Annotated in this window: 21 protein-coding genes, 1 tRNA gene, 1 pseudogene and 1 riboswitch; of the genes and pseudogenes, 12 read left to right on the top strand and 11 right to left on the bottom strand. The window is 68.8% G+C overall.

From position 1 onward, the window contains the following. Nucleotides 1-34: 34 nt before the first annotated feature. Entirely contained in the window at nt 35-2923 is a 2889-nt protein-coding gene (locus tag ACFYYW_RS07790) for an NACHT domain-containing protein (RefSeq protein ID WP_387646259.1), read from the bottom strand. A 623-nt stretch (nt 2924-3546) separates the two neighbouring features. Next, nucleotides 3547-3618: transfer RNA gene (locus ACFYYW_RS07785), tRNA-Arg, on the bottom strand. A gap of 114 nt (nt 3619-3732) precedes the next feature. Between ACFYYW_RS07785 and ACFYYW_RS07780 the strand changes: the two genes are divergently transcribed. The 4 genes from ACFYYW_RS07780 (at nt 3733) to ACFYYW_RS07765 (ending at nt 5863) form a co-directional block, all read left to right on the top strand. Next, the gene (locus tag ACFYYW_RS07780) at nt 3733-4119 is read left to right on the top strand and encodes a response regulator (RefSeq protein ID WP_352319636.1); all 387 of its coding nucleotides are present in this window, start codon (nt 3733-3735) and stop codon (nt 4117-4119) included. 124 nt (nt 4120-4243) lie between these two features. After that, complete coding sequence (locus ACFYYW_RS07775; RefSeq protein WP_352319638.1) at nt 4244-4906, top strand: AIM24 family protein; 663 nt, start codon at nt 4244-4246, stop codon at nt 4904-4906. A 65-nt stretch (nt 4907-4971) separates the two neighbouring features. Next, nucleotides 4972-5271, top strand: coding sequence for a winged helix-turn-helix domain-containing protein (locus ACFYYW_RS07770; protein ID WP_352319640.1), 300 nt, complete (start codon nt 4972-4974; stop codon nt 5269-5271). Continuing rightward, the gene (locus tag ACFYYW_RS07765) at nt 5261-5863 is read left to right on the top strand and encodes a YbaK/prolyl-tRNA synthetase associated domain-containing protein (protein WP_352319642.1); all 603 of its coding nucleotides are present in this window, start codon (nt 5261-5263) and stop codon (nt 5861-5863) included. The genes ACFYYW_RS07770 and ACFYYW_RS07765 overlap by 11 nt, the downstream gene beginning before the upstream one ends. 117 nt (nt 5864-5980) lie before the next feature. Here ACFYYW_RS07765 and ACFYYW_RS07760 read toward each other — a convergent pair whose 3' ends face one another. After that, on the bottom strand, nt 5981-6817 hold the full coding sequence (locus ACFYYW_RS07760; protein WP_387646254.1) for a universal stress protein: 837 nt from the start codon (nt 6815-6817) through the stop codon (nt 5981-5983). Between the two features lie 2 nt (nt 6818-6819). Beyond that, a complete protein-coding gene (locus tag ACFYYW_RS07755; protein ID WP_352319645.1) occupies nt 6820-7170 on the bottom strand; it encodes a hypothetical protein in 351 nt (116 codons plus the stop codon). Nucleotides 7171-7229: 59 nt separating this feature from the next. Between ACFYYW_RS07755 and ACFYYW_RS07750 the strand changes: the two genes are divergently transcribed. Then, nucleotides 7230-7637 carry a glycoside hydrolase N-terminal domain-containing protein gene (locus ACFYYW_RS07750; protein ID WP_387646250.1) on the top strand — a complete coding sequence of 136 codons (408 nt, stop codon included), beginning with the start codon at nt 7230-7232 and terminating at the stop codon, nt 7635-7637. Nucleotides 7638-7921: 284 nt separating this feature from the next. Here ACFYYW_RS07750 and ACFYYW_RS07745 read toward each other — a convergent pair whose 3' ends face one another. Further along, entirely contained in the window at nt 7922-8542 is a 621-nt protein-coding gene (locus ACFYYW_RS07745; protein ID WP_352319648.1) for a class I SAM-dependent methyltransferase, read from the bottom strand. Nucleotides 8543-8577: 35 nt separating this feature from the next. Beyond that, nucleotides 8578-8690, top strand: a riboswitch (TPP riboswitch). Here ACFYYW_RS07745 and thiC point away from each other — a divergent pair. Further along, on the top strand, nt 8683-10161 hold the full coding sequence (thiC, locus tag ACFYYW_RS07740) for a phosphomethylpyrimidine synthase ThiC (RefSeq protein WP_387646247.1): 1479 nt from the start codon (nt 8683-8685) through the stop codon (nt 10159-10161). (Overlaps the previous riboswitch by 8 nt.) 32 nt (nt 10162-10193) lie before the next feature. Here the strand turns inward: thiC and ACFYYW_RS07735 are convergent, their stop codons facing one another. The 4 genes from ACFYYW_RS07735 to ACFYYW_RS07720 form a co-directional block, all read right to left on the bottom strand. After that, nucleotides 10194-11045: an SDR family oxidoreductase gene (locus ACFYYW_RS07735; protein ID WP_387646245.1), complete on the bottom strand. Its 852-nt coding sequence runs from the start codon at nt 11043-11045 to the stop codon at nt 10194-10196. Nucleotides 11046-11124: 79 nt separating this feature from the next. Continuing rightward, nucleotides 11125-14214 carry a DUF3427 domain-containing protein gene (locus ACFYYW_RS07730; RefSeq protein ID WP_387646242.1) on the bottom strand — a complete coding sequence of 1030 codons (3090 nt, stop codon included), beginning with the start codon at nt 14212-14214 and terminating at the stop codon, nt 11125-11127. Nucleotides 14215-14305: 91 nt separating this feature from the next. Next, nucleotides 14306-15139 carry a hypothetical protein gene (locus ACFYYW_RS07725; RefSeq protein WP_387646239.1) on the bottom strand — a complete coding sequence of 278 codons (834 nt, stop codon included), beginning with the start codon at nt 15137-15139 and terminating at the stop codon, nt 14306-14308. A 107-nt stretch (nt 15140-15246) separates the two neighbouring features. Further along, complete coding sequence (locus ACFYYW_RS07720) at nt 15247-16044, bottom strand: SDR family oxidoreductase (RefSeq protein WP_352319656.1); 798 nt, start codon at nt 16042-16044, stop codon at nt 15247-15249. A 129-nt stretch (nt 16045-16173) separates the two neighbouring features. On the opposite strand from ACFYYW_RS07720, the gene ACFYYW_RS07715 reads away from it, so the two are divergent. The 5 genes from ACFYYW_RS07715 (at nt 16174) to ACFYYW_RS07695 (ending at nt 19975) form a co-directional block, all read left to right on the top strand. Continuing rightward, complete coding sequence (locus tag ACFYYW_RS07715) at nt 16174-16530, top strand: hypothetical protein (protein WP_387646236.1); 357 nt, start codon at nt 16174-16176, stop codon at nt 16528-16530. An 18-nt stretch (nt 16531-16548) separates the two neighbouring features. After that, on the top strand, nt 16549-17940 hold the full coding sequence (locus ACFYYW_RS07710; protein ID WP_387646234.1) for an ATP-binding protein: 1392 nt from the start codon (nt 16549-16551) through the stop codon (nt 17938-17940). Next, nucleotides 17937-18599 carry a response regulator transcription factor gene (locus tag ACFYYW_RS07705; protein WP_352319662.1) on the top strand — a complete coding sequence of 221 codons (663 nt, stop codon included), beginning with the start codon at nt 17937-17939 and terminating at the stop codon, nt 18597-18599. The genes ACFYYW_RS07710 and ACFYYW_RS07705 overlap by 4 nt, the downstream gene beginning before the upstream one ends. Before the next feature lie 87 nt (nt 18600-18686). Next, complete coding sequence (locus tag ACFYYW_RS07700; protein WP_357991601.1) at nt 18687-19217, top strand: DUF4956 domain-containing protein; 531 nt, start codon at nt 18687-18689, stop codon at nt 19215-19217. Next, the gene (locus ACFYYW_RS07695; RefSeq protein ID WP_387646231.1) at nt 19214-19975 is read left to right on the top strand and encodes a polyphosphate polymerase domain-containing protein; all 762 of its coding nucleotides are present in this window, start codon (nt 19214-19216) and stop codon (nt 19973-19975) included. Before ACFYYW_RS07700 ends, ACFYYW_RS07695 begins: the two co-directional genes overlap by 4 nt. On the opposite strand, the gene ACFYYW_RS07690 is transcribed toward ACFYYW_RS07695, so the two are convergent. Further along, the gene (locus ACFYYW_RS07690) at nt 19970-21193 is read right to left on the bottom strand and encodes an acyl-CoA dehydrogenase family protein (RefSeq protein ID WP_352319665.1); all 1224 of its coding nucleotides are present in this window, start codon (nt 21191-21193) and stop codon (nt 19970-19972) included. The two genes, ACFYYW_RS07695 and ACFYYW_RS07690, sit on opposite strands and share 6 nt — an antisense overlap. Before the next feature lie 68 nt (nt 21194-21261). Between ACFYYW_RS07690 and ACFYYW_RS07685 the strand changes: the two are divergent. Then, nucleotides 21262-21438: pseudogene (locus ACFYYW_RS07685) on the top strand (TetR family transcriptional regulator); the annotation flags it as partial. A gap of 447 nt (nt 21439-21885) precedes the next feature. Here the strand turns inward: ACFYYW_RS07685 and ACFYYW_RS07680 are convergent. Beyond that, nucleotides 21886-22881, bottom strand: coding sequence for an acyltransferase family protein (locus ACFYYW_RS07680; RefSeq protein ID WP_387646228.1), 996 nt, complete (start codon nt 22879-22881; stop codon nt 21886-21888). Nucleotides 22882-22923: the final 42 nt, after the last annotated feature.

Here is a 22923-nt window from a genome sequence, read left to right as displayed (position 1 = left end):
GGTCGCTACGTCGAGTTGTACATCACGACACAGGTTAGTCCGGTTGAGTGGCGACGCGCCGCGCGTGCCAGTATCGTGCCACATCTCTCAGGCCGGCCGCCACATGCCAATCATGTGGTGGAATGCGATCGACGAGTTCGGCAAAGGCATCGGCTACCGTAACATTGCTAAATGCCTCTTCTAGAGAAGCATGATTCAGAGACTTGAGTTCCGTCATCACTAAATAGTCTGTGGGGGAACCTTTTCTGACCACCTTCTTGAGGCAATTGCGTGGCAGAGATCCAAGAACGCGGAGTAGTGAGGCGCGACTCTCCTGATCCAACCCAGCAAGAAGAGGGGAAAGGTAGGCCGCAAGTCTGGGGCCGTTCTGGATGCGCGTCGGGCTGGCGGTGCGCCCGTATGATTGGATCAGATAGAATCCAAAGTTCTCAGTAAGATCGGCATTGGCGGCGTTCGCGGCAATGAGCTGGCGTGCTCGTGCTGCAAGACTTCCTGTTCTTTTCTCCCAAAGTTTCAGCATAAGAAGTGCATGAGCTTGAGCTCCGCCTCCTCTTGCCAAGCAGGTCGAAACGTGCTGGTCGATTTTCTGCCTAATAAGTGCATCCTCCTCAGCAAGCTGCAGAAGGACGGCGCCAAGGTCGCGCCAGGTCGCGTCAGGAAGCCCGTTCAGACGATCGAGGGCTTGGTCGGCCATGAGTCGCCGATATTGAGGCGACTTGATGGCCAGATCGTCAGCGAGAAGGTACGTAGCGAGCTCAGCTCCTGGGCGAACCAGCCAGGGGAGCATATTTTCGTTGTCGACCTGCTGTAATATACTGATTAGTGGCTCGCGTAGAGATTCCCGTTCGCGAAATAGTCTTCCGGCGGCAAGCATCCAAGTGTTACGCCAGTGAGCTGAAGGCACAAGGGGACGCAAACGGTCTAAAATATCAGATGCCTCGCCTCGGGTTAGAGCGCGAGCAGCCATGTATTCTTGTAGACTGCGAACCTCGAAACCCACGCCGCCGTCGCCATGAGGGACCAGGAGTACCAGCCTGTTTGTAGCAGCGTTGCCTATCCTGCTCGCTAGTCTCATTGCGTGATCGTTGTCATTACCTTCCCTTCTCAGCCGGTCGATTGCGTGCTGATTCAGGTCTGCGGTGGGGATGGAATTGTCGTGCTCGGATACCCTCTCTGCTTGCTGCTGTAGCTCAAGCGCGACGGACTCGTGAATGGCTTCAATGTCGGCACGGTGGTCCTCTAGGAAGCGGCCGAGATCGGTTGGCTTATTAGTCTCTCTCGCATAGATGGTGTCGAAATAAGCATTGAAAAGTTGATAGCGATCGTGAGGTGCACGCTGCCTACGTTCCAGCAGCAATGTCATAATCGTTACTTGCAGGGGCGTACGCATCAATCTAGAGGTCTCAGGTTCGGCTGATGCCTGCAGTAGGCGATCTTGAACTTTCTGGCGAAAATCGGAATCCTCGCTCAGGCGCACGCTGGTGAGCCTCTGGGCATATGCCAAGGCGGCTTTGGTCTTGAGCGGAACGAGATCGACCTGCTGGTAGTCCTCCGCGCCGAATTCCCCTGTGTAGCCTTGCGGACGCGTTGTGACGATGACCAGCACGTCGGCGTTTGCTTGAGCAACATCGACAAGGAAGTCGCTGATGCCAGCAGTTACCGCATCGCGCACGTGTGGTGAGACTACTTCATCCATGCCGTCAAGTACCAGGATCCACGGCCATCGGCCGAGCCACGCGTGCAGATCGGTACTGCGAATATCGTATGGTCCTGCATCGCTAATCCGTTCAGCAAGGTACCGGAGAAGCGATCGACCAGGATTGGCAGTCAGATACTCCCCGTACTCGCTAAGAACGACACGAATCGGCCACCGAAGATTCTGCGGAAGAGGCAAGCCGATTTCATCGAAATGCTTCTGGAGTCGATTCCTTAGTCGGTTTGCCTCAGGACTTAAAGAAGCATCGCGCAGAAGTCTGACACGATATGCTTGGCACACCATCTGTGCCAAGGTCGACTTTCCCTGCCCAGGTCCTCCGACTACGAGTAGATGCGGTGCGGTATCCGGGCGCAAATCGTGGGTTCCTACGCGGTCTCCGCGATGAACTATGTATGCTGCCGCCGGCACTGTATTGCGCGGTCGTTCTAGTCGCTTACGCGTTTCAATCTTTATCTGTTCTGGCGTAATCATTTCATTCGACGTCAATGCGATGCTAAGTGCTGACTGTACCGCCTCCTGAGTTTTTCGATCTAAAGTCTCGAGTTGCTGGAGCAGCCATGCGTCGTAGCTGTAGGAGACCGTCGCAGCGGGTAGGTCAATGCCAATGCTATCTAATGATAGTTTGTCTTCATGCGGATCGCCCGCCTGCCCGAGCCGGACGTATTGCTGGGCAAGTAGGTCTTTGATTGCGTGTGTTGTCAGTGCGCTACCAAGGTCGGTCTGGTGGCGTTCAAGCCAATCATCCATTCGTGCTAGAACGTCACCGGAAGTGAGATATCCGCCATAGGTGATGCGAACAGACCTATGCGCGTCCAGCAGCGTGCACAGATCGTCATAGTGCCATAGGCGCCAATTTTGGAGTTGAAGTTCATGATCAGCGATCAGATTGCTTATTTCTAGATTGGCTGTATCTATTCCCCCACCGCTAGCGGCTGATAGTGGCACATTTGTGACGATGAGTAGATTGTCTGGCTTTCGGTTCTCGCTGCGCCTATAGCGCTTATCGGTCCACCGTGACAACTCCTTGCGCAGCTCGGTCAGCAGCCAGTCAAGGTTGGAAGCCGCATCCGTTGGCCGGAGCCGGAACTTGGCTTGCACGACGGTGTACCCCTCCCACACCGCTTCGGCAGGCTCGCGATCGCCATCCCATCGCATGGTGCCTTCGGCTGTCGCTTCGCGACCTCCGTCCGGGCCATCGCCGAACATGCTGACCCGAGCGCCTAGTGTCGCTACGCACAGTGCCTGTGTTAAGTGCTCAAACTCTCGCGGGCCCAGCCTCACCAGGTCGTAGTCCACTCGCCTATTGTTCAGCATCTGACGAGTGACTCGATGTGACGAACGAAACGTCTCCGTAACGTTTGCGTGGCACGCGGGGAGAGACGTTCGGACGGTTGCCGCCTATGGGCTGGCGCTCCGGGCGCCGCTGAGCGCGGTGTTTAGGTGTGGTGTAACACAGTTTCAGGCGTAAGCACCCCGAGCTATGTCTTCTCCTTCGTAGATGCATCTATATGGGATAACGAAGGAGTGTTTGGCCGGAGTGATGCTCGTCGTTCGGGCTCCACTGTGCTGTCGTGCCGTTCGGCCCTTCGGCCTCTTCGGCCGGCGAGGTAACGGCGTCGGGCTCGCCTCCGCGGTCGGCTACATGAGCCGCTCGGTGTTCGTTGGAGCCTGGCATGCATAGGGGTCACGGCGCTGAGCAAGATCAGTACGTGTCTGGTACGTGATCATGGGCACACGCTTGCCATCGGTGGCAGCGGGTGGCATGCCTGGAAGGCAAAAGGACCTGCGTTTCCGCAGGTCCTTGGCCATCTCTCGATGGAGATCGTGTGTGCCCCCTGTAGGATTCGAACCTACGCACCCGGCTCCGGAGGCCGGTGCTCTATCCCCTGAGCTAAGGGGGCGACGAGTGATAAGGCTATCAGCATCCGGGGACCACTCGGCACCAGATAACGCTCCTTGAACGCATCCCGCGAAAACCCCACGTGACCGGCCCGCTACGGGCTAGCTTTGCGCCCGTGAGCGACGTTCTTGGCAAAGTACTGGTCGTGGATGACGACGAGGTCATCCGGCAGCTCATCGCGGTCAACCTGAACCTTGAGGGGTTCGAGGTGTCGACCGCCACCGATGGGCAGGACTGTCTGGATCGCGTGATGGACGTCATGCCGGATGTGATCACGCTGGACGTGATGATGCCCTGCCTGGACGGGTGGGCGACGGCGGAGAAGTTGCGTACGGAGGAGGCGACCCGTCACATCAAGGTCGTCCTGATCACGGCGCGGGCGCAGGACGACGACCGGAGGCGGGGGCTGGGGATCGGGGTCGACGCGTACCTGACAAAGCCGTTCGATCCGGCCGAGCTCATACAGGTGGTGCGGGAACTCGCTTCCGGGGCGCAGAGTTGATGGGTTTGTAGAACGGCGCCGGGGTGGTGTGCCGGAGGCGGCGGTGGAGCGGCGGAGGTGACGCCGCTCGGGCCGGCTCCGGATGCACGTCGGCGGCCACGACCATCGACGTGAGAGGCACGACGTGCGTAGTTCGATCTTCGGCAACCTGGCCGGCCAGCCGCTTCCCGGCGGGTTCGCGCTGGAGAACCACAAGATGCTGCGGGTCCAGTTGCCGCACGAGGTGCTCGCCAAGCAGGGGTCCATGGTCGCCTTCCAGGGGCAGATGGACTTCGACTACGAGGGCGGCGGGCTCGGCAGGCTGCTGAAGAAGGCCGTGACGGGGGAGGGGGCCTCCCTGATGCGGGTACGCGGCCAGGGGCAGCTCTATCTGGCCGACAACGCCGACGACATCCACCTCTTCTACCTGGAGAACGAGGGGCTGACGGTCAACGGGCGGAACCTGCTGGCGTTCGGGCCGGAGCTCAGATGGGACATTCAGCGGGTGCAGGGGGCCGGGGTCGCGGCCGGCGGGCTGTTCAACACCACGGTGACGGGCACGGGCTGGGTGGCGGTGACCACGCACGGCACGCCGGTGCTGCTGGACGTGGCCCGGATGCCGACGTTCGTGGACGGGCAGGCGGCGGTGTGCTGGAGCACGGGGTTGCAGGTCGGGGTCAACCGCACGATGAAGGTCGGGGCGTTGATCGGGCGGGGGAGCGGCGAGGCCATGCAGCTGGCGTTCCGGGGGCAGGGGTTCGTCCTGGTGCAGGCCAGCGAAGGGGCGCCGGTGGTGCAGACGTCCTGAGGCCGTACGGCTCAGGGGGCTCGCCGGGCGTGGACAGGTAATTAGCTTATTGCCATACTGGCTCGGTGGATGTGGATCTGGTCAAGGCGCTGGCCAGTGAGAAACGGCTGCTCATCCTTGAGTGGCTGCGCGACCCCGAGCGGCACTTCGGTCCGCAGCGTGACGGCGATCTCGTACGCGACGGCGTCTGTTCGTTGTTCATCGCCGAGAAGCTGGGCGTGAGCCGGCCCACGTGCGGCGAGCATCTCAAGGTGCTGGCCCAGGCGGGGCTGATCCGGGGCACGAAGATCAAGCAGTGGGTGTTCTACCAGCGCGACGAAGGCCGGATCGCCGAGGCCAAGGAGATGTTGAGCAGTGACTGGTGACGCGGCTGACGCCTACGAACGTCCCGACGCCGACGGAGGTCCCGATGCCGCCAGAGGTTTCGAGGTCGCCGAAGGCCCTGAGGGCGACCGGCGGCCGGACGCCTATGAGCGTCTGATCGCCGAGCTCGATGCCGGCGGGGCGCGGTACCGGGTGATCGACCATCCGGCAGAGGGGCGTACCGAGCAGGTGAGCGCCCTGCGCGGGCACGGTGTCGAGCAGGCGGCCAAGTGCCTGATCGTGATGGTCAAGATCGGCAAGAAGCGCACCCGGCACGTGCTGGCCGTCGTGCCGGGGGACGCGCGGCTGGATCTGCAGGCGGTCAAGGGGCTGCTGGAGGGCACGTACGTGGCCTTCGCCGACAAGGACCGGGCCGAGGAACTGGCGGGCAGCGTCAGCGGGACGGTGTTGCCGTTCAGCTACGACCCCCGTCTCGAGCTGGTGGTCGATCCTTCGCTGCTGGAGCTGCCGGAGATCTACTTCAACGCCGCGCGCCTCGACCGCTCCCTGGCGCTCGCCACCGACGACTACGTACGGCTGGCCGCGCCCCGCGTGGCCGGCATCGTGGCGGCGGCGGTGCCGTCCGCCGGTTAGCCACCGGCGGACGCCCGGGGCGACCGGGGGCACATGCGGGTGCAGGTGAGGGGGCGGTCCAGGAGGACGGGCGCGGGCGGGGGAGACGGCGAAGGCCGTGACCTGGGGAAACGTCCTCTAGGCGGAGGTGGCCTTCACGATCGCGAGCGGGCCGGGCGCGTGGTGCAGCATGGCCTGGCTGACCGAGCCGATGAGCATGCCCTTCAGCGTGCCGTGGCCCCGGCTGCCGACGACCAGCAGGTCGGCCCCGGCCGCCACCTCGCGCAGCACCTCGACGGGATGGCCGTGCACGACGTCCTCGATCACCTCCACCCCGGGATGGCATTGCCGGGGTATGGCGAGGAAGGTCCGCAGGGCCTCGCGGGTCTCGCGTTCGGCCTCCGGATCGGCGGGCCCGAAACCCGAGGGGCGCGGCCAGGCGAAGGCCTCCACCGCGCGCAGCCTGGCGCCGCGCAGCTCGGCCTCGGCGAAGGCGAACTTCAGCGCGCGCAGGCTGCCCTCGGAACGGTCGACGCCGACCACCAGCTCACCGCGCGGAACGGCCGGCGGGTCGCGGACCAGGACGACGTCCGTCTGGGCGTGCGCGGCCACCCCGTGGGCGACCGAGCCGAGCAGCAGCCCGCGTACGCCGCCCAGGCCACGACTGCCGACGACGAGCAGGTCGGCCTCTTCGGCGGTCTTGATCAGCGCGGCGCGGGGATCGCCGGGCACGAGTTCCGTGGTCACCTCGGCGCCCAGTTCGCGGGCCCGCCCTTCGGCGGCCGCGAGCACCTCCTTGGCGCCGTCGCGCATCCACTTGCCCACCTCCGCGTACCGGCCGGAGATGGGACGGCAGACCCAGTCGGGCACCACGTGGGCCACGGTCAGCGACACCCCGCGCAGCACTGCCTCCTTGGCGGCCCAGTCGACGGACAGCAGTCCGGTCGGCGAGCCGTCGACACCTGCGACGATCATGGTCAGGCCACGTAACATTCCACTTCGGCGCGGCGATAGGCCAAGCCCTGTCTGGTGGACTCGTCGATGCACGCGCGCTCGGCCTTGCTGAGGAGCAGTTCGCCGCAGACCGTCACGCCGGAGTACGTCCGGCAGTCGAGTGAACGGTTGCGCCGGCCGATACGGTAGTTGTCCTTGACCGCCTGCCTGCACTTCTGGCGCAGGGCCTGTGTGTCGGCGTAGCGGCACTGGGCGGTCAGCGTCCGGTATTGCTGCTTGCTCACTTCCTGCTGCTCGATGCCGTCCCCAGAGGCGGCAGCCGGTCCGATCGTGGTGAGAGCCACGATCGCGGCCACAGCGGCGATCTTCATCATAGTTCCCCTGAGGGAGTCCGTACCGCCAGGGGCGATCGCCAAACCTTGGGGTGATCGCCATGCTGACGCTCCGGTGCGACGAGCCCGTCCCCGGTTGGGAAGGACACGTCCTGCCGATCGGCAACGGAGCGCTCGGCGCGTGCGTGTTCGGGGCGCTTGCGACCGAGCGCGTCCAGCTCGACGAGAAGCCGTTGCGGACCGGCGGTCCGGGCAGCGCCGGAGTCGGGCGGATCCGGCAACTGGCCGACGGACCGTCCCGGCGCTCCGGACGCCGTACGGCGGGTCATCGACGAGCGGGGTTCGACGGCGCCGGAGGAGGTGGCCGCGAGGTGGCCGCGATCCTGGGAAACCCGTCCTACAGCACGGTGAAATTTCGCCTCCTCCCCGGCGCGCGCCATCGTCGGCAGCCTGAGGGCGCGACTTCTGGGACCGGTGGGGTTCATGTTGCGCGTTGGCACCGCGCATGACGGCGGTGAGGACGAGGTGACGGCCGAGGCCGGACGGCTGACCTGGGCGGACGGCGTGCCGGTCGAGGTCAGGTCAGCGTCGGCGCGCGGCGGGACCGCGCGGCTGCGCGGCCCCGGGTTCGCACTCGCCCTGGAGACCAGGCCAGAGGAGAGCTCACCCCGGAGACCGGGCGAGAGGAGAGCTCGCCCTGGAGACCAGGGCAGGGGGGAGCGCGCTCTGGGGGCCAGGCCAGAGGAGAGCTCGCCCTGGAGACCAGACCAGGGGAGAGCTCGACCTGGGGGGACTAGGGCAGGGGGGAGCTGCGCGCTGTCGCCAGCACGCTGAACCACGTGCGGTGGGTGACGTTCGTCTCGTGCCAGGCGACCGCGAACCCGGCCGCGTCCAGCACCGCGAGCAGGTCGCCCGCGTCGCGGTGGACGAACCAGCGCTCGTACTCCGTCCGGTACGGCACCGGCTCCCAGCCCTCGTTGTCGCCCAGGGCGGTGATCAGCGCGAGCACCCCGCCGGGGCGCAGCGCCGCGTGCCAGGCGCGCAGCGTCGCCTCGGTCTGCTCGGACGGCACGTGCACGAGGGCCGCGGCCGACCAGACGCCGTCCAGGGACGCCGGCGACAGCGGCGGCCGCCGCAGATCGCCCAGGACGGTGGGCACGCCGCGCCCGGTGGCGAGCCTGGCCATCTCGAGCGACAGGTCCACGGCCACGGTGGTCAGGCCGCGTCCGGCGAACCAGGCCGACTCGCGCCCCGGGCCGCATCCCAGGTCGGCGACCGTGGCGCCGGCGGGCAGGGCTGAGACGAACCGGTCGCGGAAGCCCGCGACCGAGGGTGACGGATCGGCGACCTGCTCGTCGTACTGGCGCGCGATGCGGTCGTAGGTGGCGGTCGTGTGCGCAATGGGATCAGACATCCCCTTGATCCTGCCACGCGCGGGGTTATGATCGCGGTGACCAACGCGGGAGCCCGGTGCGGACCGGGCTGAGAGGACGGCTGTCAGCCGCCGACCGCCAGAACCTGCTCCGGATAATGCCGGCGAAGGGAGTTTGCGCGATGAGCGACGCGCGCTTTTCCAAGATCCACATCGGTGACCTTCAGGTGCCGATGCGCGAGGTCAGGCTGTCGAACGGCACGTCGGTGCGGCTCTACGACACCTCGGGGCCGTCGCGCACCGACCGCTCGGCGTGGGGGTCGCCGGTCACCCAGCTCGGCGCCGCGCGGCGCGGCGTGGTGACCAAGGAGATGGAGTTCGTGGCCGTCCGGGAGGGGATGGCCCCCGAGTTCGTCCGGCAGGAGGTCGCGGCCGGGCGGGCGGTCATCCCCGCCAACGTCAACCATCCCGAGTCCGAGCCGATGGCGATCGGCCGGAACTTCCTGGTCAAGATCAACGCCAACATCGGCAACTCCGCCGTCACCTCCTCGATCGAGGAGGAGGTCGAGAAGATGACCTGGGCCACCCGGTGGGGCGCCGACACCGTCATGGACCTGTCCACCGGGCCGAACATCCACGAGACCCGCGAGCAGATCATCCGCAGCTCGCCCGTCCCGGTCGGGACCGTGCCCGTCTACCAGGCGCTGGAGAAGGTGGGCGGGCGTCCGGAGGCGCTGTCGTGGGAGGTCTACCGCGACACCCTGATCGAGCAGTGCGAGCAGGGCGTCGACTACGTGACGGTGCACGCGGGCGTGCGGCTGGCGCACGTCCCGCTGACCGCCCGCCGCAGGACCGGGATCGTCTCGCGCGGGGGCTCGATCATGGCCGCCTGGTGCCTGGCGCACCACCGCGAGAGCTTCCTGTACGAGCACTTCGACGAGATGTGCGCCCTGCTGGCCCGCTACGACGTGACGTTCTCGCTGGGCGACGGGCTGCGCCCCGGGTCGATCGCGGACGCCAACGACGAGGCCCAGTTCGCCGAGCTGCGCACCCTGGGCGAGCTGACCAAGATCGCGCACGCGCACGACGTGCAGGTGATGATCGAGGGCCCCGGCCACGTGCCCATGCACAAGATCAAGGAGAACGTCGACCTGCAGCGCGAGCTCTGCGACGACGTGCCCTTCTACACCCTCGGGCCGCTCGTCACCGACATCGCCCCCGGCTACGACCACATCACCTCGGGCATCGGCGCCGCCATGATCGCCTGGTACGGCACCGCCATGCTCTGCTACGTCACCCCCAAGGAGCACCTCGGCCTGCCCAACCGCGACGACGTCAAGACCGGCGTGATCACGTACAAGATCGCGGCGCACGCGGCGGACCTGGCCAAGGGGCACCCGCAGGCCCAGGCGTGGGACGACGCCCTGTCGGACGCCCGGTTCGAGTTCCGCTGGGAGGACCAGTTCGACCTGTCGCTCGACCCGGACACCGCCCGCGCCTTCCACGACGAGACCCTGCCGGCCGCACCCGCCAAGACCGCGCACTTCTGCTCGATGTGCGGCCCGAAGTTCTGCTCGATGAAGCTCAGCCACGAGGTGCGGGCGGGCATGGCCGACAAGGCGGCCGAGTTCCTCGGGAAGGGCGGCTCGATCTACCTCTGATCTCGGTGGAGGCCCCGGGCCGGCCCGTGCGGTCAGCCCGGGAGCGTCTCGCCGCCGATCGGGGCCAGCACCTCGCCCGTGTAGTACGAGGACAGCCGGTCGGCGGCGAAGAACACGTACGAAGGGGCGATCTCGTCGGGGTCGGCGGCCCGCTTCATGGGCACCTGCGCGCCGAACTTCTCCACTTTCTCCTCCGGCATCGTGGCCGGGATCAGCGGCGTCCAGACCGGGCCGGGGGCGACGGCGTTGATCCTGATGCCGCGCTCGACCAGGTTCTGGGCCATGGAGTAGGTGAAGGCGTTGATCGCGCCCTTCGTCGCGGCGTAGTCGATGAGGGTCTTGTTGCCGCGCAGGCCGTTGATCGAGGAGGTGTTCACGATCGCGCTGCCCTCCCGCAGGTGCGGCAGCGCGGCCTTGGTGACGCGGTAGTAGCTGTGGATGTTGACCGCGAACGTGTGCTCCCACTGCTCGTCCGTCAGCTCCTCCAGGGAGTCGACCGGCGCCTGGTAGGCCACGTTGTTGACCAGGACGTCCAGGCCGCCCAGCTCGGAGACCGCCTGCTCCACGACCGTCGCGCAGTGGTCGCGGTCGCCCAGGTCGCCGGGCAGCAGCACGCAGCGCCGTCCCTCCTGCTCGACCAGGCCGCGGGTGTGGTTGGCGTCGTCGTGCTCGTCGAGGTAGGCGATGGCGACGTCCGCGCCCTCCTTGGCGAACGCCACCGCGACCGCCCGGCCGATGCCCGAGTCACCGCCGGTGATCAGCGCCTTCTTGCCCGCCAGCAGGTTCCTGCCCTCGTAGCCGCGCATCTCGTCGCGCGGCTCGGGGGACATCTCGTCCGTACGGCCCGGGTACGGCTGGGTCTGGGGTGGTGGTGTCTCCGACATGTCCGGCGATCTTCCCTCGACGGGGTATCGGTAACGTCATGCTTCGCCCAGATCACCCCTTTTCGAAGGGCTGGGGCGGTCAGCCGGCGATGGCCGCGCGCCGGAACAGGTCCGCGGGCATCTCCTCGTCCAGCCTCCAGGTGACGGCCATCGGGCGTTCGCCCTTGTGCTCGACGTAGCGGGCCGTGCCGTGGAAGACGTACGGCTCGGGGTGACGAAGGTCGTTCTCCGTGCGTTCCCTGGTGAACAGCAGGACGTGGCTGCCGGTGCGCTCGTGCCTCTGGTAGCGCAGGCCGGTGGCCGACCCCGCCCCGGTCCGGTTCTGGGACTCCCAGTGGAACAGCTCCGGGGTCAGGGCGTAGTCGCGGTACATGGTCTGCGGGGAGAACTCCTTCTCGTTCTTGCGCAGGGTGACGAAGAGGGCGTCGCAGCGGGTGGCCGGGCACCACGCCACGCCCTCCCGCATGGTGGCGGGCACCGAACCGCCGAGGCTCGCCCAGCCCAGAGCGGCCAGGACCTCGTCGGCCGAGTAGTGGCCGTTGAGGACCAGCGGCACGCCGGCGAGCGTCCCGGGCAGCGGCTTGGTCACGTGGCGCGGGCGCTCCACTCCGTAGGCGAGGACGTCCAGGATCTCCGCGCACAGGTCCGGCTCGGCCCGCAACCGGTCCAGGCCCTCGTCGTAGGTGGCGAAGCCGCCGCCGTCCCGCCAGAAGGAGAAGAACAACATGCGGGCGAACGCCTGCGTGATCGGCGGGCAGTCGTCGTAGCGGGGCCCGTCGGGACGCAGCAGGCCGGCATAGGCCGCGGCCCGCGGGCGGTCGTCGACGTGGAGCAGCGCGCGGACCCGGCGGCCCAGGGCGTTCTCCAGCGGGGAGGCGGGGGCGGTGAGCAGGCCGGACCGGCGCAGCAGGTCGGTCCAGTAGCGGCGGTTGCGGTACAGGTCGTCGATGTCGCGGCCGCTCGCCTCCAGGTACTTCACGAGCGACGTCTCGGCGAGCGACCGGATCTCCTGCGTGACCATGGTGACCGTCGCGCTCAGATGGATCCGCAGCTCGTCGAGCAGGCGGTCTTTGGTGACCCGGTCCAGGACGATCTGCGAGCCCGACGGCAGCAGCGGGAAGTCGTTCCTGACCTGCGTCTCCAGCCGCCCTCGGACGAAGCCGGTGAGCGCCTGGAAGCGGTTGCCGAAGCGGTACTCCTTGCGGTGCTGGCCGACGAAGTCGAGGACGGTCAGCACGTCCTTGTCCGGCGTGCGGCGCAGGCCGCGGCCGAGCTGCTGCAGGAAGACGGTGGCGCTCTCGGTCGGGCGCAGCAGGAGCAGGGTGTTGACGTCGGGCACGTCGAGGCCCTCGTTGAACAGGTCCACGGCGAACAGGAAGGTGACCTTCCCCTCGCGCAGGGCCTTCAGCGCGTCCTTGCGCGACAGGTCGTCGGTGCCGCTGTCCACCGCCCGGGAGGGCAGCCCCGCCTTGGTGAAGAAGTCGGCCATGAAGCGCGCGTGTGCCACCGAGACGCAGAATCCGAGCCCACGCACCGCCGCCAGGTCGCTGACCTTGTCCAGGAGCGCGTTGAACACCAGCCGCGCCCGCGCGGTGTCGCCGGTGAGGACGTTGTCCAGCGACGCCAGGTCGTAGGAGCCGCGCGACCACTTCACCGTGCTGAGGTCGGTCTCGTCGTTGATGCCGAAATAGTGGAACGGGCAGAGCAGGTCGGCGTCGAGGGCGTCCCACAGGCGCAGCTCGGAGGCGATGCGGCCGTCGAAGAACTCGTCCTGCACCCAGGTGCCGTCCGCGCGTTCGGGGGTGGCGGTCAGGCCGAGGAGCTCCCTGGGCCGGAGACGGCCGATGATCTGGCGGTACGTGCGGGCGGCCGCATGGTGGAACTCGTCGATGACGACCACGTCGAAATGGTCGGGGGCGAAGGTGTCGATGATCCTGCTGAGGGACTGGACCGAGGCGAAGACGTGCTGCCAGTGCCGGGAACGTTCGTCGCCGACGTGCAGCTCGCCGAAGTCCGGGACGGCCAGCACCTGCCGGTAGGTGTGCATGGCCTGGGCCAGGATCTCCCTGCGGTGCGCCACGAACAGCAGGCTCGGCCGGCGGCCGAGACGCCGTTGCAGGTTGCGGTAGTCGAACGCGGCGACGACGGTCTTGCCCGTGCCGGTCGCGGCCACGAGCAGGTTCCGGTGCCGGTCGTGGACGGTCCGTTCGACGTCGAGGTCCTCCAGCATCTCCCGCTGGTGCGGGAAGGGATGCGGGACCAGGGCGGGGATGTCGAAGATCCGTTCACCGCTCCGCGACCGGGACAGCGCCTCATCCAGCCGGCCGCCGTCCGTCTCCGGGTCGTACGGCTCGAACTCGGGACGGTTCCAGTAGGAGTCGAAGGTCGCCTCGAACTTGTCCAGCAGCCGGGGCGTCGTGACCGACGACAGGCGCACGTTCCATTCCAGTCCGTCCAGCAGGGCCGCGCGGGACAGGTTCGAGCTGCCGACGTACGCGGTGTCGAAGCCCGTACGGCGGCGCAGCAGCCACGCCTTGGCGTGCAGCCGGGTCGAGTTCTGCTCGTAACTGACGCGGACCTCGGCGCCGAAGTCGCGGACCAGCCGGTCGAGCGCCCGGCGTTCGGTCGCGCCCATGTAGGTCGTGGTGATGACCCGCACCGGCACGCCGCGCCGCCCCAGCTCGGCCAGCGCGCGTTCGAGGATGCGCAGCCCCGACCACTTGACGAACGCGCACAGCAGGTCGACCCGGTCGGCGCTGGCCAGCTCGGTGGCCAGCTCGTGGGCCAGGTTGGGGTCCTCGCGCGCGTTGGTCAGCAGGGCCGCCTCGGAGAGCGACGTCAGCGGCCTGGCGGGGGCGGTCGCGCCGGGCTCGTTCCTGACGACGGACAGCAGGCGGGCGGGCCCGTCGGAGACGACCTCCACCTCGGCGTCCGCGAGCAGGCCGAGCAGCCGGTTGGCCAGCCGCACCTGCTCGTCGGGGTCCTTGAGCGCGGCGAACGCCCGGGTGGCCGTCTCGCCCAGGAACCGGCCCAGCAGGTGGCTGACCTCCTCCTTGTCGACGGGGGAGATCTCGACGAGGTGATCCGCGTCCCGCCAGGCGGCCGCGCGCTCCTGGAGTCCGCGGGTGAGCAGCGAGTCGTACAGGCCGGGGACGGGGGTGTCGGGCACGGGTCGCTGCCTCCTGTTTCCTGGCGCCTGGACCTTGGATCCTGGATCGGGAGGATCAGCGTAGATCGGGCGCCGGCGGGGGCGCAGGTGATCAGGTGAGCTTGAGGAGGCCGGCGTCCACCACTCGGCGGCCGAAGGGGCGGGCGAGTTCGGCGAGGCGTTCGCAGCCGGGCTCGCCGAGGGCGCCGTACGCGGGCATGGCCAGGGTGTCGGTGCGGGTTTCGAGGTGGTGGCGCAGGGACTTGCCTTCGGGGGTCAGGTCGTTGTCGGGGGTCAGGAGGCCGCGGGTGCGGAGGGCGGTCTCGGCGTGGGCCCACTGGTCCGGGGGCCAGGCGCGGCTCATGGTGAGGAACGGCTTGGCGACCTCGCCGCTGGCCGCGTGCAGGACGAGGGCTTCGAGGCCGGTGATGCCCTCGGCCAGCAGCGTCGCCACGTGGCCGTCGCCCCGGAACTCGCGCAGGAGGGTCTGGGCGTGCCAGAGCTGGAGGACGGGGTCGTCGGGCCAGGGGAGGGCGGCGTGGGCGGCGAACAGGGGGCGGCCCTGGGGGTGGTCGCAGGCGGCCTCGGCGGCGCGCCTGGCCAGGGTCAGTACGGGGACGAGGTCGGGCAGTTCGTGCACGGCGGCCCGGCGGAGGGCTTCGGCGGCGGCTTCGAGGCGGGCCTGCAGGACCTGGGCGGGAGCGACCTGGTCCCAGGGGAGGGAGCGGCGTACGAGGTCGGGGTTGAAGTTGTAGAACGTGGCGATGACGAGGTCGGCGGGGGCGGGGCCCAAGGGGGCGGAGCGTGAGGTGAAATATCCGGACATGCCGGTGAGGCCGAGGGCGGCGTACCGGGTGGTGGCCTCGGGGACGAAGTAGATCATCCCGTGGACGGGTTCCAGGCGGCGCCAGGCTTGGCGGGCGGTCCGGGCGAGGTGCTGGTCCATGGTCGGTCGGGCCTTTCGCGAAGGGCGACGGCGAGAGGGAGCCCCTGGTGGGAGCGCTTGCCGGGTGCGGGGTGCGGGGTGCGGGAGGCGGCGGAGTTCGGCCGTGGTCAGGTGGTCGGGGGGGATTGGAGGGTGGTGATGAAGGCGGACATTCCGGCTAGCCATCTGTCCGGGGCTTCGGCCTTGCGGCGGTAGAAGTCGGCCACCTCGGGGTGGGGCAGGATGTGGAAACGTTCGGCGGCCAGGCCGTCGATCACGGCGGTCGCCACGTCGGCGGGGTCGAGGATCGCGCCCGACGCCCCCACGGCGCGCGCGGTCAGATGGTCCTCCTCGACGCCGCGTTCCAGCATCCCGGTGCGCACGCCCTGCGGGCACAGCACGCTGACCTTGATGCCCTGCGCGGCGTAGTGGATGGCCACCCACTCGGCGAAGGCGATGGCCGCGGCCTTGGTGACGGCGTACGGCGCGTCGCCGGGGCAGCTCACCAGGCCGGCCGCCGAGCAGGTGTTCAGCAGGTAGCCGCCGCCGCGGGCGATCATGCCGGGGATGACGGCGCGGGCGGCGTGCACGTGGGCCAGGACGTTGACCGCGTACAGGGAGGTCCATTCCCGGAGGGGGGCGTCGAGGCCGGAGCCGCCGATGATGCCGGCGTTGGAGCAGAAGACGTCCACCGGGCCGAACGGCGTGGGCTCGGCCAGCGCGGCCACGTCGGACTCGACGGAGACGTCCGCGCGGACGGCCACCGCCCGCTCGCCGATCTCGTCGGCCACGGCCCTCGCGCCGGCTTCGTCCAGGTCGGCCAGGACGATCCCGGCGGCTCCCTCGGCGGCGAAGCGCAGGGCCATCGCCCGTCCGATGCCGCCGGCGGCGCCCGTCACGACGATCACCTTGTCCCGCACCCTCATGACAACCTCCTGACCGACCAGCCGGTATCAGAACATGATTCTAATGACGACAGGCCGGATGGGAAGGGATGAGAAGTTCCTCATCCTGGCCTCAGGATGGTCTCCTCGGCGCGGCAGACGCTCTACCTCATGAAACGCGTGATGCTCATTCTCGTAGCGCTGACGGCGGCGGGGTTCCTCTCGGCCGGCTGGGTACGGGCGGCCGGCGACGGGCCCGATCTGGGGGAGTCCGTCACGGTCTCGACCTCGCCGGGGACGTCGGCCGGCGACGCACGGCCGTTCACGTCGCCGGGAACCGAGGCGGAACCCGTCAAGCCGCCCGCGCCGAAGCCCGGAGGCGGCGATGATGATGGCGATGACGACCACCATCGCGCCTGGGCGGGCGGAGACGCCGACGATGACGATCGCGAAGACGACGATGACGATCGCGACGATGACGATGACGATGACGACCGCGACGACGATGACGACGATGACGACGACTGAGCGGGGAGCCGGATGCGGGTGAGTGCCCGTGCCCGGATCGTGGGCTGGATGCTCGCCGTCGTCGGCCTGGCCCTCGCGGTCTCGATCTTCGCGACCTGGACCGTCCTGCTCGCCCGCCTCGACGACCGGATGAACCTGGAGTTCACCAACGAGGCCGAGAAACTGCGCAGGTACGCCGCCACCGCCCACGATCCCCGTACCGGCCGGCCGGTCTCCGACGTGCGGGAACTGCTCACCGGCTACCTGGCGATCAACGCGCCCGACCGCTGGGAGACGTTCTTCACCATGGTGGGCGGCCGGGCCGACCGCATCACCGCCGTCACGCCCCCGGCCCGGCTCGACACCGATGAGAAGCTGGTCAAGGCGCTGGCCGCGGCCACCAGGCCCGCCTACGGCGACACCGAGAGCGTCGAGGGCACGGTCAGGTACGCCGTCATCCCGGTCAGGGTGGCGGCCGACCCCCGTCCCGGCCATTTCGTCGCCGCCGTCTTCTACGACCGCCACCGGGGCGAGATCGTGGACGCGGTCGGCGTGCTCGGGCTGTCGGCGCTGGCCGCGCTGGCCCTGGCGGGGGCGGCGGGATGGTTCGTGGCGGGGCGGGTGCTGGCCCCGGTGCGGCTGGTGAGCCAGACGGCCGAGCAGATCAGCGACTCGGCCGACCTCACCCGCAGGCTCAAGGTGACCGGCGACGACGACGTGGCCGCGCTGGCCGCCACGTTCAACCACATGCTCGACCGTTTGGAACGTTCCTTCGCCGTCCAGCGCACGTTCGTGGACGACGCGGGCCACGAGCTGCGCACCCCCATCACGGTCATCCGCGGGCATCTGGAGCTGATGGGGGACGACCCGGCCGAACGGGCGGAGACCCTCGCCCTGGTCACCGACGAGCTGGACCGGATGAACCGGATCGTGGACGACCTGCTCACCCTGGCCAAGGCCGAGCAGCCCGGCTTCCTCGCGGTCGAGGAGGTCGAGCTGGCCGACCTGACGGTGAGCGTGGTGGCCAAGGCCCGGCCGCTGGGCGACCGGCGGTGGCGGGTCGACCAGGTGGCCGAGGCGCGGATCCCGGCCGACCGGCAACGGCTCACGCAGGCGCTCATGCAGCTGGTGGTGAACGCCGTCCGGCACACCATGGACGACGATCTCATCGCGGTCGGGTCGGCCGTGCGGGACGGGCGGGCCGAGTTGTGGGTGCGCGACAGCGGGCCGGGCGTCGCGCCCGCCGACCGGGAGCGCATCTTCCGCCGGTTCGTCAGGGGCGCGGGACGTACGGGCGGGCACGACGGGGCAGGACTGGGGCTGGCGATCGTCAGGTCGATCGCCGAGGCGCACGGAGGCGGAGTGAGAGTGGCGGACGTCCCGGCGGGGGGCGCTTGTTTCGTGATGACGTTGCCGCTGGCCAGGACATGAACCGGATCCTGATCGCCGAGGACGAGAGCAGGATCGCGGCCTTCCTGGAGAAGGGCCTGCGCGGGAACGGCTTCGTCACGGCCGTGGTCACGGACGGCGTCGCGGCCTACGACCTGGCCGGTTCGGGCGGGTTCGACCTGTTACTGCTGGACATCGGGCTGCCGCTCAGCGACGGGTTCACCGTGCTGCGGCGGCTACGGGAGGCGAAGGTGGCCATCCCGGTGATCATCCTGACCGCCCGGGGCGGCGTGACCGACACGGTCGCCGGGCTCGAAGGGGGCGCCGATGACTACATCGCCAAGCCCTTCGCCTTCGAGGAACTGCTGGCCCGGGTCAGACTGCGGCTGCGGGCCGACCGCACGCCCGAGCCGACCGTGTTGCGGGTCGGGGACCTGGCGCTCGACCTGCGGACCCGGCGGGCGCACGTCGGCGACCGCGTGGTGGACCTGTCCACCAGGGAGTTCGCGCTGGCGGAGATCTTCTGCCGGCATCCCGACCAGGTGCTGACCCGCGAGCAGCTGCTCAGCCACGTCTGGGGCTTCGACTTCGACCCCGGCTCGAACGTCGTGGACGTCTACGTCCGCTACCTGCGCAGGAAGATCGGCCCCGACCGGATCGAGACCGTGCGCGGCACCGGCTACCGGATGAGAGCCGCCTAATGGGCGCCTCACGGCTCCCTCACCGGCGAGCCGCAGGCTGGTGGACATGAGAACGAGGGGCAAGACACCGTGACGGCCGGACTGGCGATGGACCTGGCGGCGATCACCGTCCTCGCCTACGGCCTGTACTACCGGCGGCACCACCGGCGCGACCTGCTGTTCGCCTACGTGGCGCTGAACGTGGGCATCTTCGCGGTGGTCTCCCTGCTGCTGGTCCAGCGGGTGGACCTGGCGGTCGGGTTCGGGCTGTTCGGGGTGTTGTCGATCATCCGGCTGCGGTCCAGCGAGATCACCCAGCAGGAGATCGCCTACTACTTCGTGGCCATCGTCCTCGGGCTGGTGAACGGCATCGCCTCCCAGCTTCCGCTGACCGCGCTGCTCCTGGACGGCGTGCTGCTGGCCGTCGTGCACGTCGCCGACCATCCCCGCCTGCTGGGCCGCACCAGGCAGCAGGTGGTGACGCTGGACGTCGTGCACGCCGACCCCGAGCTGCTCAGGGCCGACCTGGAGAGCCGGTTGCGGGGCCGCGTCCTGCACTGCGTCGTCACCCAGGTGGACTACGTGCGCGACGTGACCGTGGTGGACGTGCGCTTCCAGATCGCCGAGGTGGCCCGATGAGGGACGCGGGCGCGCTGATGGCGGGCGTCGCGGCCGGGCTGCCGCCGGTCGGGCTGGACGACGTGCCGGAGCTGATGAGCCGGGTGGACCGCAAGTACGTGGTCAGCGTCCCGGCCATGGCCGAGCTGGTGGCCGTGCTGGGCGACCGGTTGTCAGTGCTGCGGATCGGGGCGTTGCGCCAGTTCCGCTACACCTCGACCTACTTCGACACGCCCGACCTGCTGACCTTCCGCCAGCACCGGCAGGACCGGCGGCGCCGCTTCAAGCTGCGCACCCGTACGTACCTGGACGGGGGCGGGCGGTGGCTGGAGCTGAAACTGAACGGCACCCGCGGCAACACCGACAAACACCGCATCCCGTACGACGCCGCACCGGCCGGCGAGCTGACCCGCGAGGCCATGCAGTTCGTCGGCGACACGCTGAGCAGCGAGCTGAGCGTCGTCGTGCCCGACGCGCTCGGGCCCGTGCTGTCCACCGACTACCGGCGGGTCACACTCGTCGACCGGACCGGGCAGGCCCGGCTGACCTGCGACACCGGCCTGCTCTGCCACGACGGCGGCCGCCGGGTGCCCGCCCGCCGCGACCGGGTGCTGCTGGAGTCGAAGTCGGCCGACGGGCGGGCGCTGGTGGACCGGGTGCTGCGCGGGCTGGGGGTGCGGCCGGTCAGCGTGAGCAAGTACTGCCTGGCGGTGGCCGCGCTCCGGGGCGTCCCGGCCAACCGCTGGCAGCCCGTCATGCGGGGATATCTTGCGCTATAGCGGCAGGCCGCCGGTCGCCGCGCTCGTCGAACCGGTCGCCTGGTAGGCCGCGATCGTGCGCTCGGCGATGCGCATCTGGTGGATCTCGTCGGCGCCGTCGGCGAAGCGGGCCCAGCGGGCGTGCTGGAACATGCTCGCCAGCGGTGTGTCGGTGGAGTAGCCGAGCGCGCCGTGCACCTGGATCGCCCGGTCGACGATGCGGTTGAGGCTGTTGGCCACGAAATGCTTGGCCATCGACACCTCCGTACGGAAGTCCTCACCCCGGTCGATCTTGGAGGCGGCGTGCAGGACCATGAGCTTGCACTGGTAGAGCTCCATGGCCGAGTCGGCGATCAGCCACTGCACGCCCTGCTTCTCGGCCAGCAGCGAGCCGTGGCTGTAGCGGTTGAGCGCCCGGTCCACCATCATGTCCAGCGCCGTCTCGGCCTGCGAGATCCACCGCATGCAGTGGGCGAGCCGCGCCGGGCCCAGCCGGTACTGGCCCAGCCGGTGGCCGTTGCCCCGGCCGCCGAGGATCGCGCTGTCGGGCACCCGCAGGTCCTCGATCACGATCTCGCTGTGGCCGGTCGAGCCGTGCATCGTCTCGACCTCGCGCACGTCCTTCCAGCCCGGGTTGGGCAGGTCCACCAGGAAGGCGGTGTTCGCGCCGCGCGAGCCCTCGGGCACGTCCTGCTCGGTGCGCGCGATGAGGATGGCGAAGCTCGCCCGGCGGGCGTTGGAGATGAACCACTTGTGGCCGTTGATCACCCACTCGTCGCCGTCCTTGACCGCCTCGGTGCGGATCAGGGTCGGGTCGGACCCGGCGACCTCGGGCTCGGTCATCGCGAAGCACGACATCTGGACGCCGTCCAGCAGCGGCCGCAGGTACTTCTCCTTCTGCTCGTCGTCGGCCCAGTGGAGGAGTGTGTGCATGTTGCCCTCGTCGGGGGCCTGGCAGTTGAGCACCCACGGGCCGATGCGGGTCTTGGCCGCCTCCGACTGCACCATGGCCAGCTCGACGTGGCCGAGGCCCATGCCGCCCCACTCCTTCGGCATGTGCGGCAGCCACAGGCCCTCGGCCCTGGCCCGGCGGCGCAGCTCGAAGATCGTGCGGAGGTAGGCGTCCCGGTCGCCCTCCTCCACGCCGGACATCGCGGGGATCACGGTCTCCTGGACGAAGGACCTGACCCGCTTGCGGATCTCCTCGTGCTCGGGGGCGAGAGTGAAATCGATGGCCATGACTCTCCTTCGGCGATTTCACCGATAGTACTATCGGTGAAATCAGGCACAAGTCCCGTGAGGCGATCGTGACCAGCACACCGCTCAGCAGGAGCGAGGCGAAGGACCTGACCCGGCGCAGGCTGCTCGGGGCGGCCCTGACCATCCTCGACGAGGAGGGCGAGACCGGCCTGACCACGGGCAAGGTCGCCAAGGCCGCCGGCATCGCCCAGTCGAGCTTCTACGTGCACTTCAAGGACATGCAGGAGCTGCTGCGGGTGCTCGCCGAGGAGAGCGGCGACCGGCTGCGCGGGGAGATGCGGGAGGCCCGGCGCAGGGCCCGCGAGGCGCCCGGCGACCTCGAACGCCACCGCGACACCTTCCGCATCCCGCTGGAGGCGATCTGCCGCCACCCCGAGCTGCTGCGCATCCAGCTGCGCGCGCGGCACGACCCGTCCTCCTCGCTGCGCGACTTCGCCGCCCGTACGGCCGCGGCCTACCGCGAGCACCACGCGGCCGACCTGGCCGCGCTCGGCTACACGGCCGGGGACGAACGGGACCGGCGCCGCCTGGAGATGATCGCCGAGGGCGTCAACGCGGCCACGAACGCCCTGGCCATGGGCCACCTCGAAGGCCGCTACCCCGACCTGGACGAGTGCGCCGACATCCTGGTCGCGCTGTCCAGGGGCGCGCTGCGGCTGCTCAGGCACGACTCAGGCGGGGCGGCGGAGCGGGGTGAAGGCCCAGGTCATGCGGGGCTCGACGGCCCAGCGGAAGAGCCGGCGCACCCAGGGCGTGCACAGCAGGGTGGCGGTCAGGACGCCCAGCAGGAGTGACAGCGGCAGCCCGAGGCCGAGCCGCTCGGCGCCCTTCACCACGAACCCGTGCAGCAGGTACGCGTACATGGTGGCCGAGCCCAGCCCGCTGAACCAGGTGCGCCGGGCCGGGGTGACCGCCAGGAACGCCGCCACCAGCACCGCCCCCGCCGCCAGCAGTGCCAGCCTGATCGCGGTGCCGGTGAGGTCGTCCACGCCGATGGCCGCGTTGGAGTGCCGCCACCTGATCCACTCGGTCGGCACCCGGTCGTGCACCAGCAGCGCGACCGCGAGCCCCAGCCCCAGCACGCAGAACCCGGCCAGCCGCACGGAGGGCCGCCGCAGCAGGGCGAAGTGCTCGGGCCGCACCATCAGGCCGAGCACGTAGAACGGCAGCAGCGCGAACGTGCGGTTCATGGCCAGCTCGCCGGGCAACCGGTCGAGCCCGGTCAGCAGCGACAGCGCGACCGCGACCGCGAGCGGCCACTTGAGCTGCTGCCACACCGGCGTGGACAGCCGCCACAGGAACAGCGAGAGCAGGAACCAGGTGAGGTAGTACGGGTCGAGCAGGCTCAGCTCGAACGTGCCGTACAGGATCGGGCGGGGGAGCGAGTAGGCCAGCTCGAAGATCAGGTAGGGGACGGCGAGGGTGGAAAGGAGTTTGCGCGCCTTGCCCCCCGAAAACGTGAAATTTCGGGACAAATAGCCACTTAGCACGATGAACAGCGGCATGTGGAAGACGTACACGTAGAAGTACAGGGCGTGGGCGAGCGGCGCGTCGCGCTGGTCCTCGATCAGGTGACCGCACACGACCAGCACGATGGCCAGGTACTTCGCGTTGTCGAAGAACGGGTCCCTGGCGGTGGCGGGCCGGGCGATGACGGGTGCGTTCACAGACTCCGCACCCTAGCCGCGGCCCGCCGAACCGCCGGGAAA

Source organism: Nonomuraea sp. NPDC001831, assembly GCF_042892035.1.
Taxonomy (GTDB): Bacteria; Actinomycetota; Actinomycetes; order Streptosporangiales; family Streptosporangiaceae; genus Nonomuraea.
Note: the sequence above shows the minus strand (reverse complement) of the source record. Positions and strands in the feature narration are given on the sequence as shown.

Coding starts and splice junctions, on each gene's coding strand:
- ACFYYW_RS07790 (WP_387646259.1), bottom strand. CDS start 2,923: ATGTTCGGCGATGGCCCGGACGGAGGTCGCGAAGCGACAGCCGAAGGC.
- ACFYYW_RS07760 (WP_387646254.1), bottom strand. CDS start 6,817: ATGATCGTCGCAGGTGTCGACGGCTCGCCGACCGGACTGCTGTCCGTC.
- ACFYYW_RS07755 (WP_352319645.1), bottom strand. CDS start 7,170: ATGATGAAGATCGCCGCTGTGGCCGCGATCGTGGCTCTCACCACGATC.
- ACFYYW_RS07750 (WP_387646250.1), top strand. CDS start 7,230: ATGCTGACGCTCCGGTGCGACGAGCCCGTCCCCGGTTGGGAAGGACAC.
- ACFYYW_RS07745 (WP_352319648.1), bottom strand. CDS start 8,542: ATGTCTGATCCCATTGCGCACACGACCGCCACCTACGACCGCATCGCG.
- thiC (WP_387646247.1), top strand. CDS start 8,683: ATGAGCGACGCGCGCTTTTCCAAGATCCACATCGGTGACCTTCAGGTG.
- ACFYYW_RS07735 (WP_387646245.1), bottom strand. CDS start 11,045: ATGTCGGAGACACCACCACCCCAGACCCAGCCGTACCCGGGCCGTACG.
- ACFYYW_RS07725 (WP_387646239.1), bottom strand. CDS start 15,139: ATGGACCAGCACCTCGCCCGGACCGCCCGCCAAGCCTGGCGCCGCCTG.
- ACFYYW_RS07720 (WP_352319656.1), bottom strand. CDS start 16,044: ATGAGGGTGCGGGACAAGGTGATCGTCGTGACGGGCGCCGCCGGCGGC.
- ACFYYW_RS07715 (WP_387646236.1), top strand. CDS start 16,174: ATGAAACGCGTGATGCTCATTCTCGTAGCGCTGACGGCGGCGGGGTTC.
- ACFYYW_RS07705 (WP_352319662.1), top strand. CDS start 17,937: ATGAACCGGATCCTGATCGCCGAGGACGAGAGCAGGATCGCGGCCTTC.
- ACFYYW_RS07700 (WP_357991601.1), top strand. CDS start 18,687: ATGGACCTGGCGGCGATCACCGTCCTCGCCTACGGCCTGTACTACCGG.
- ACFYYW_RS07695 (WP_387646231.1), top strand. CDS start 19,214: ATGAGGGACGCGGGCGCGCTGATGGCGGGCGTCGCGGCCGGGCTGCCG.
- ACFYYW_RS07690 (WP_352319665.1), bottom strand. CDS start 21,193: ATGGCCATCGATTTCACTCTCGCCCCCGAGCACGAGGAGATCCGCAAG.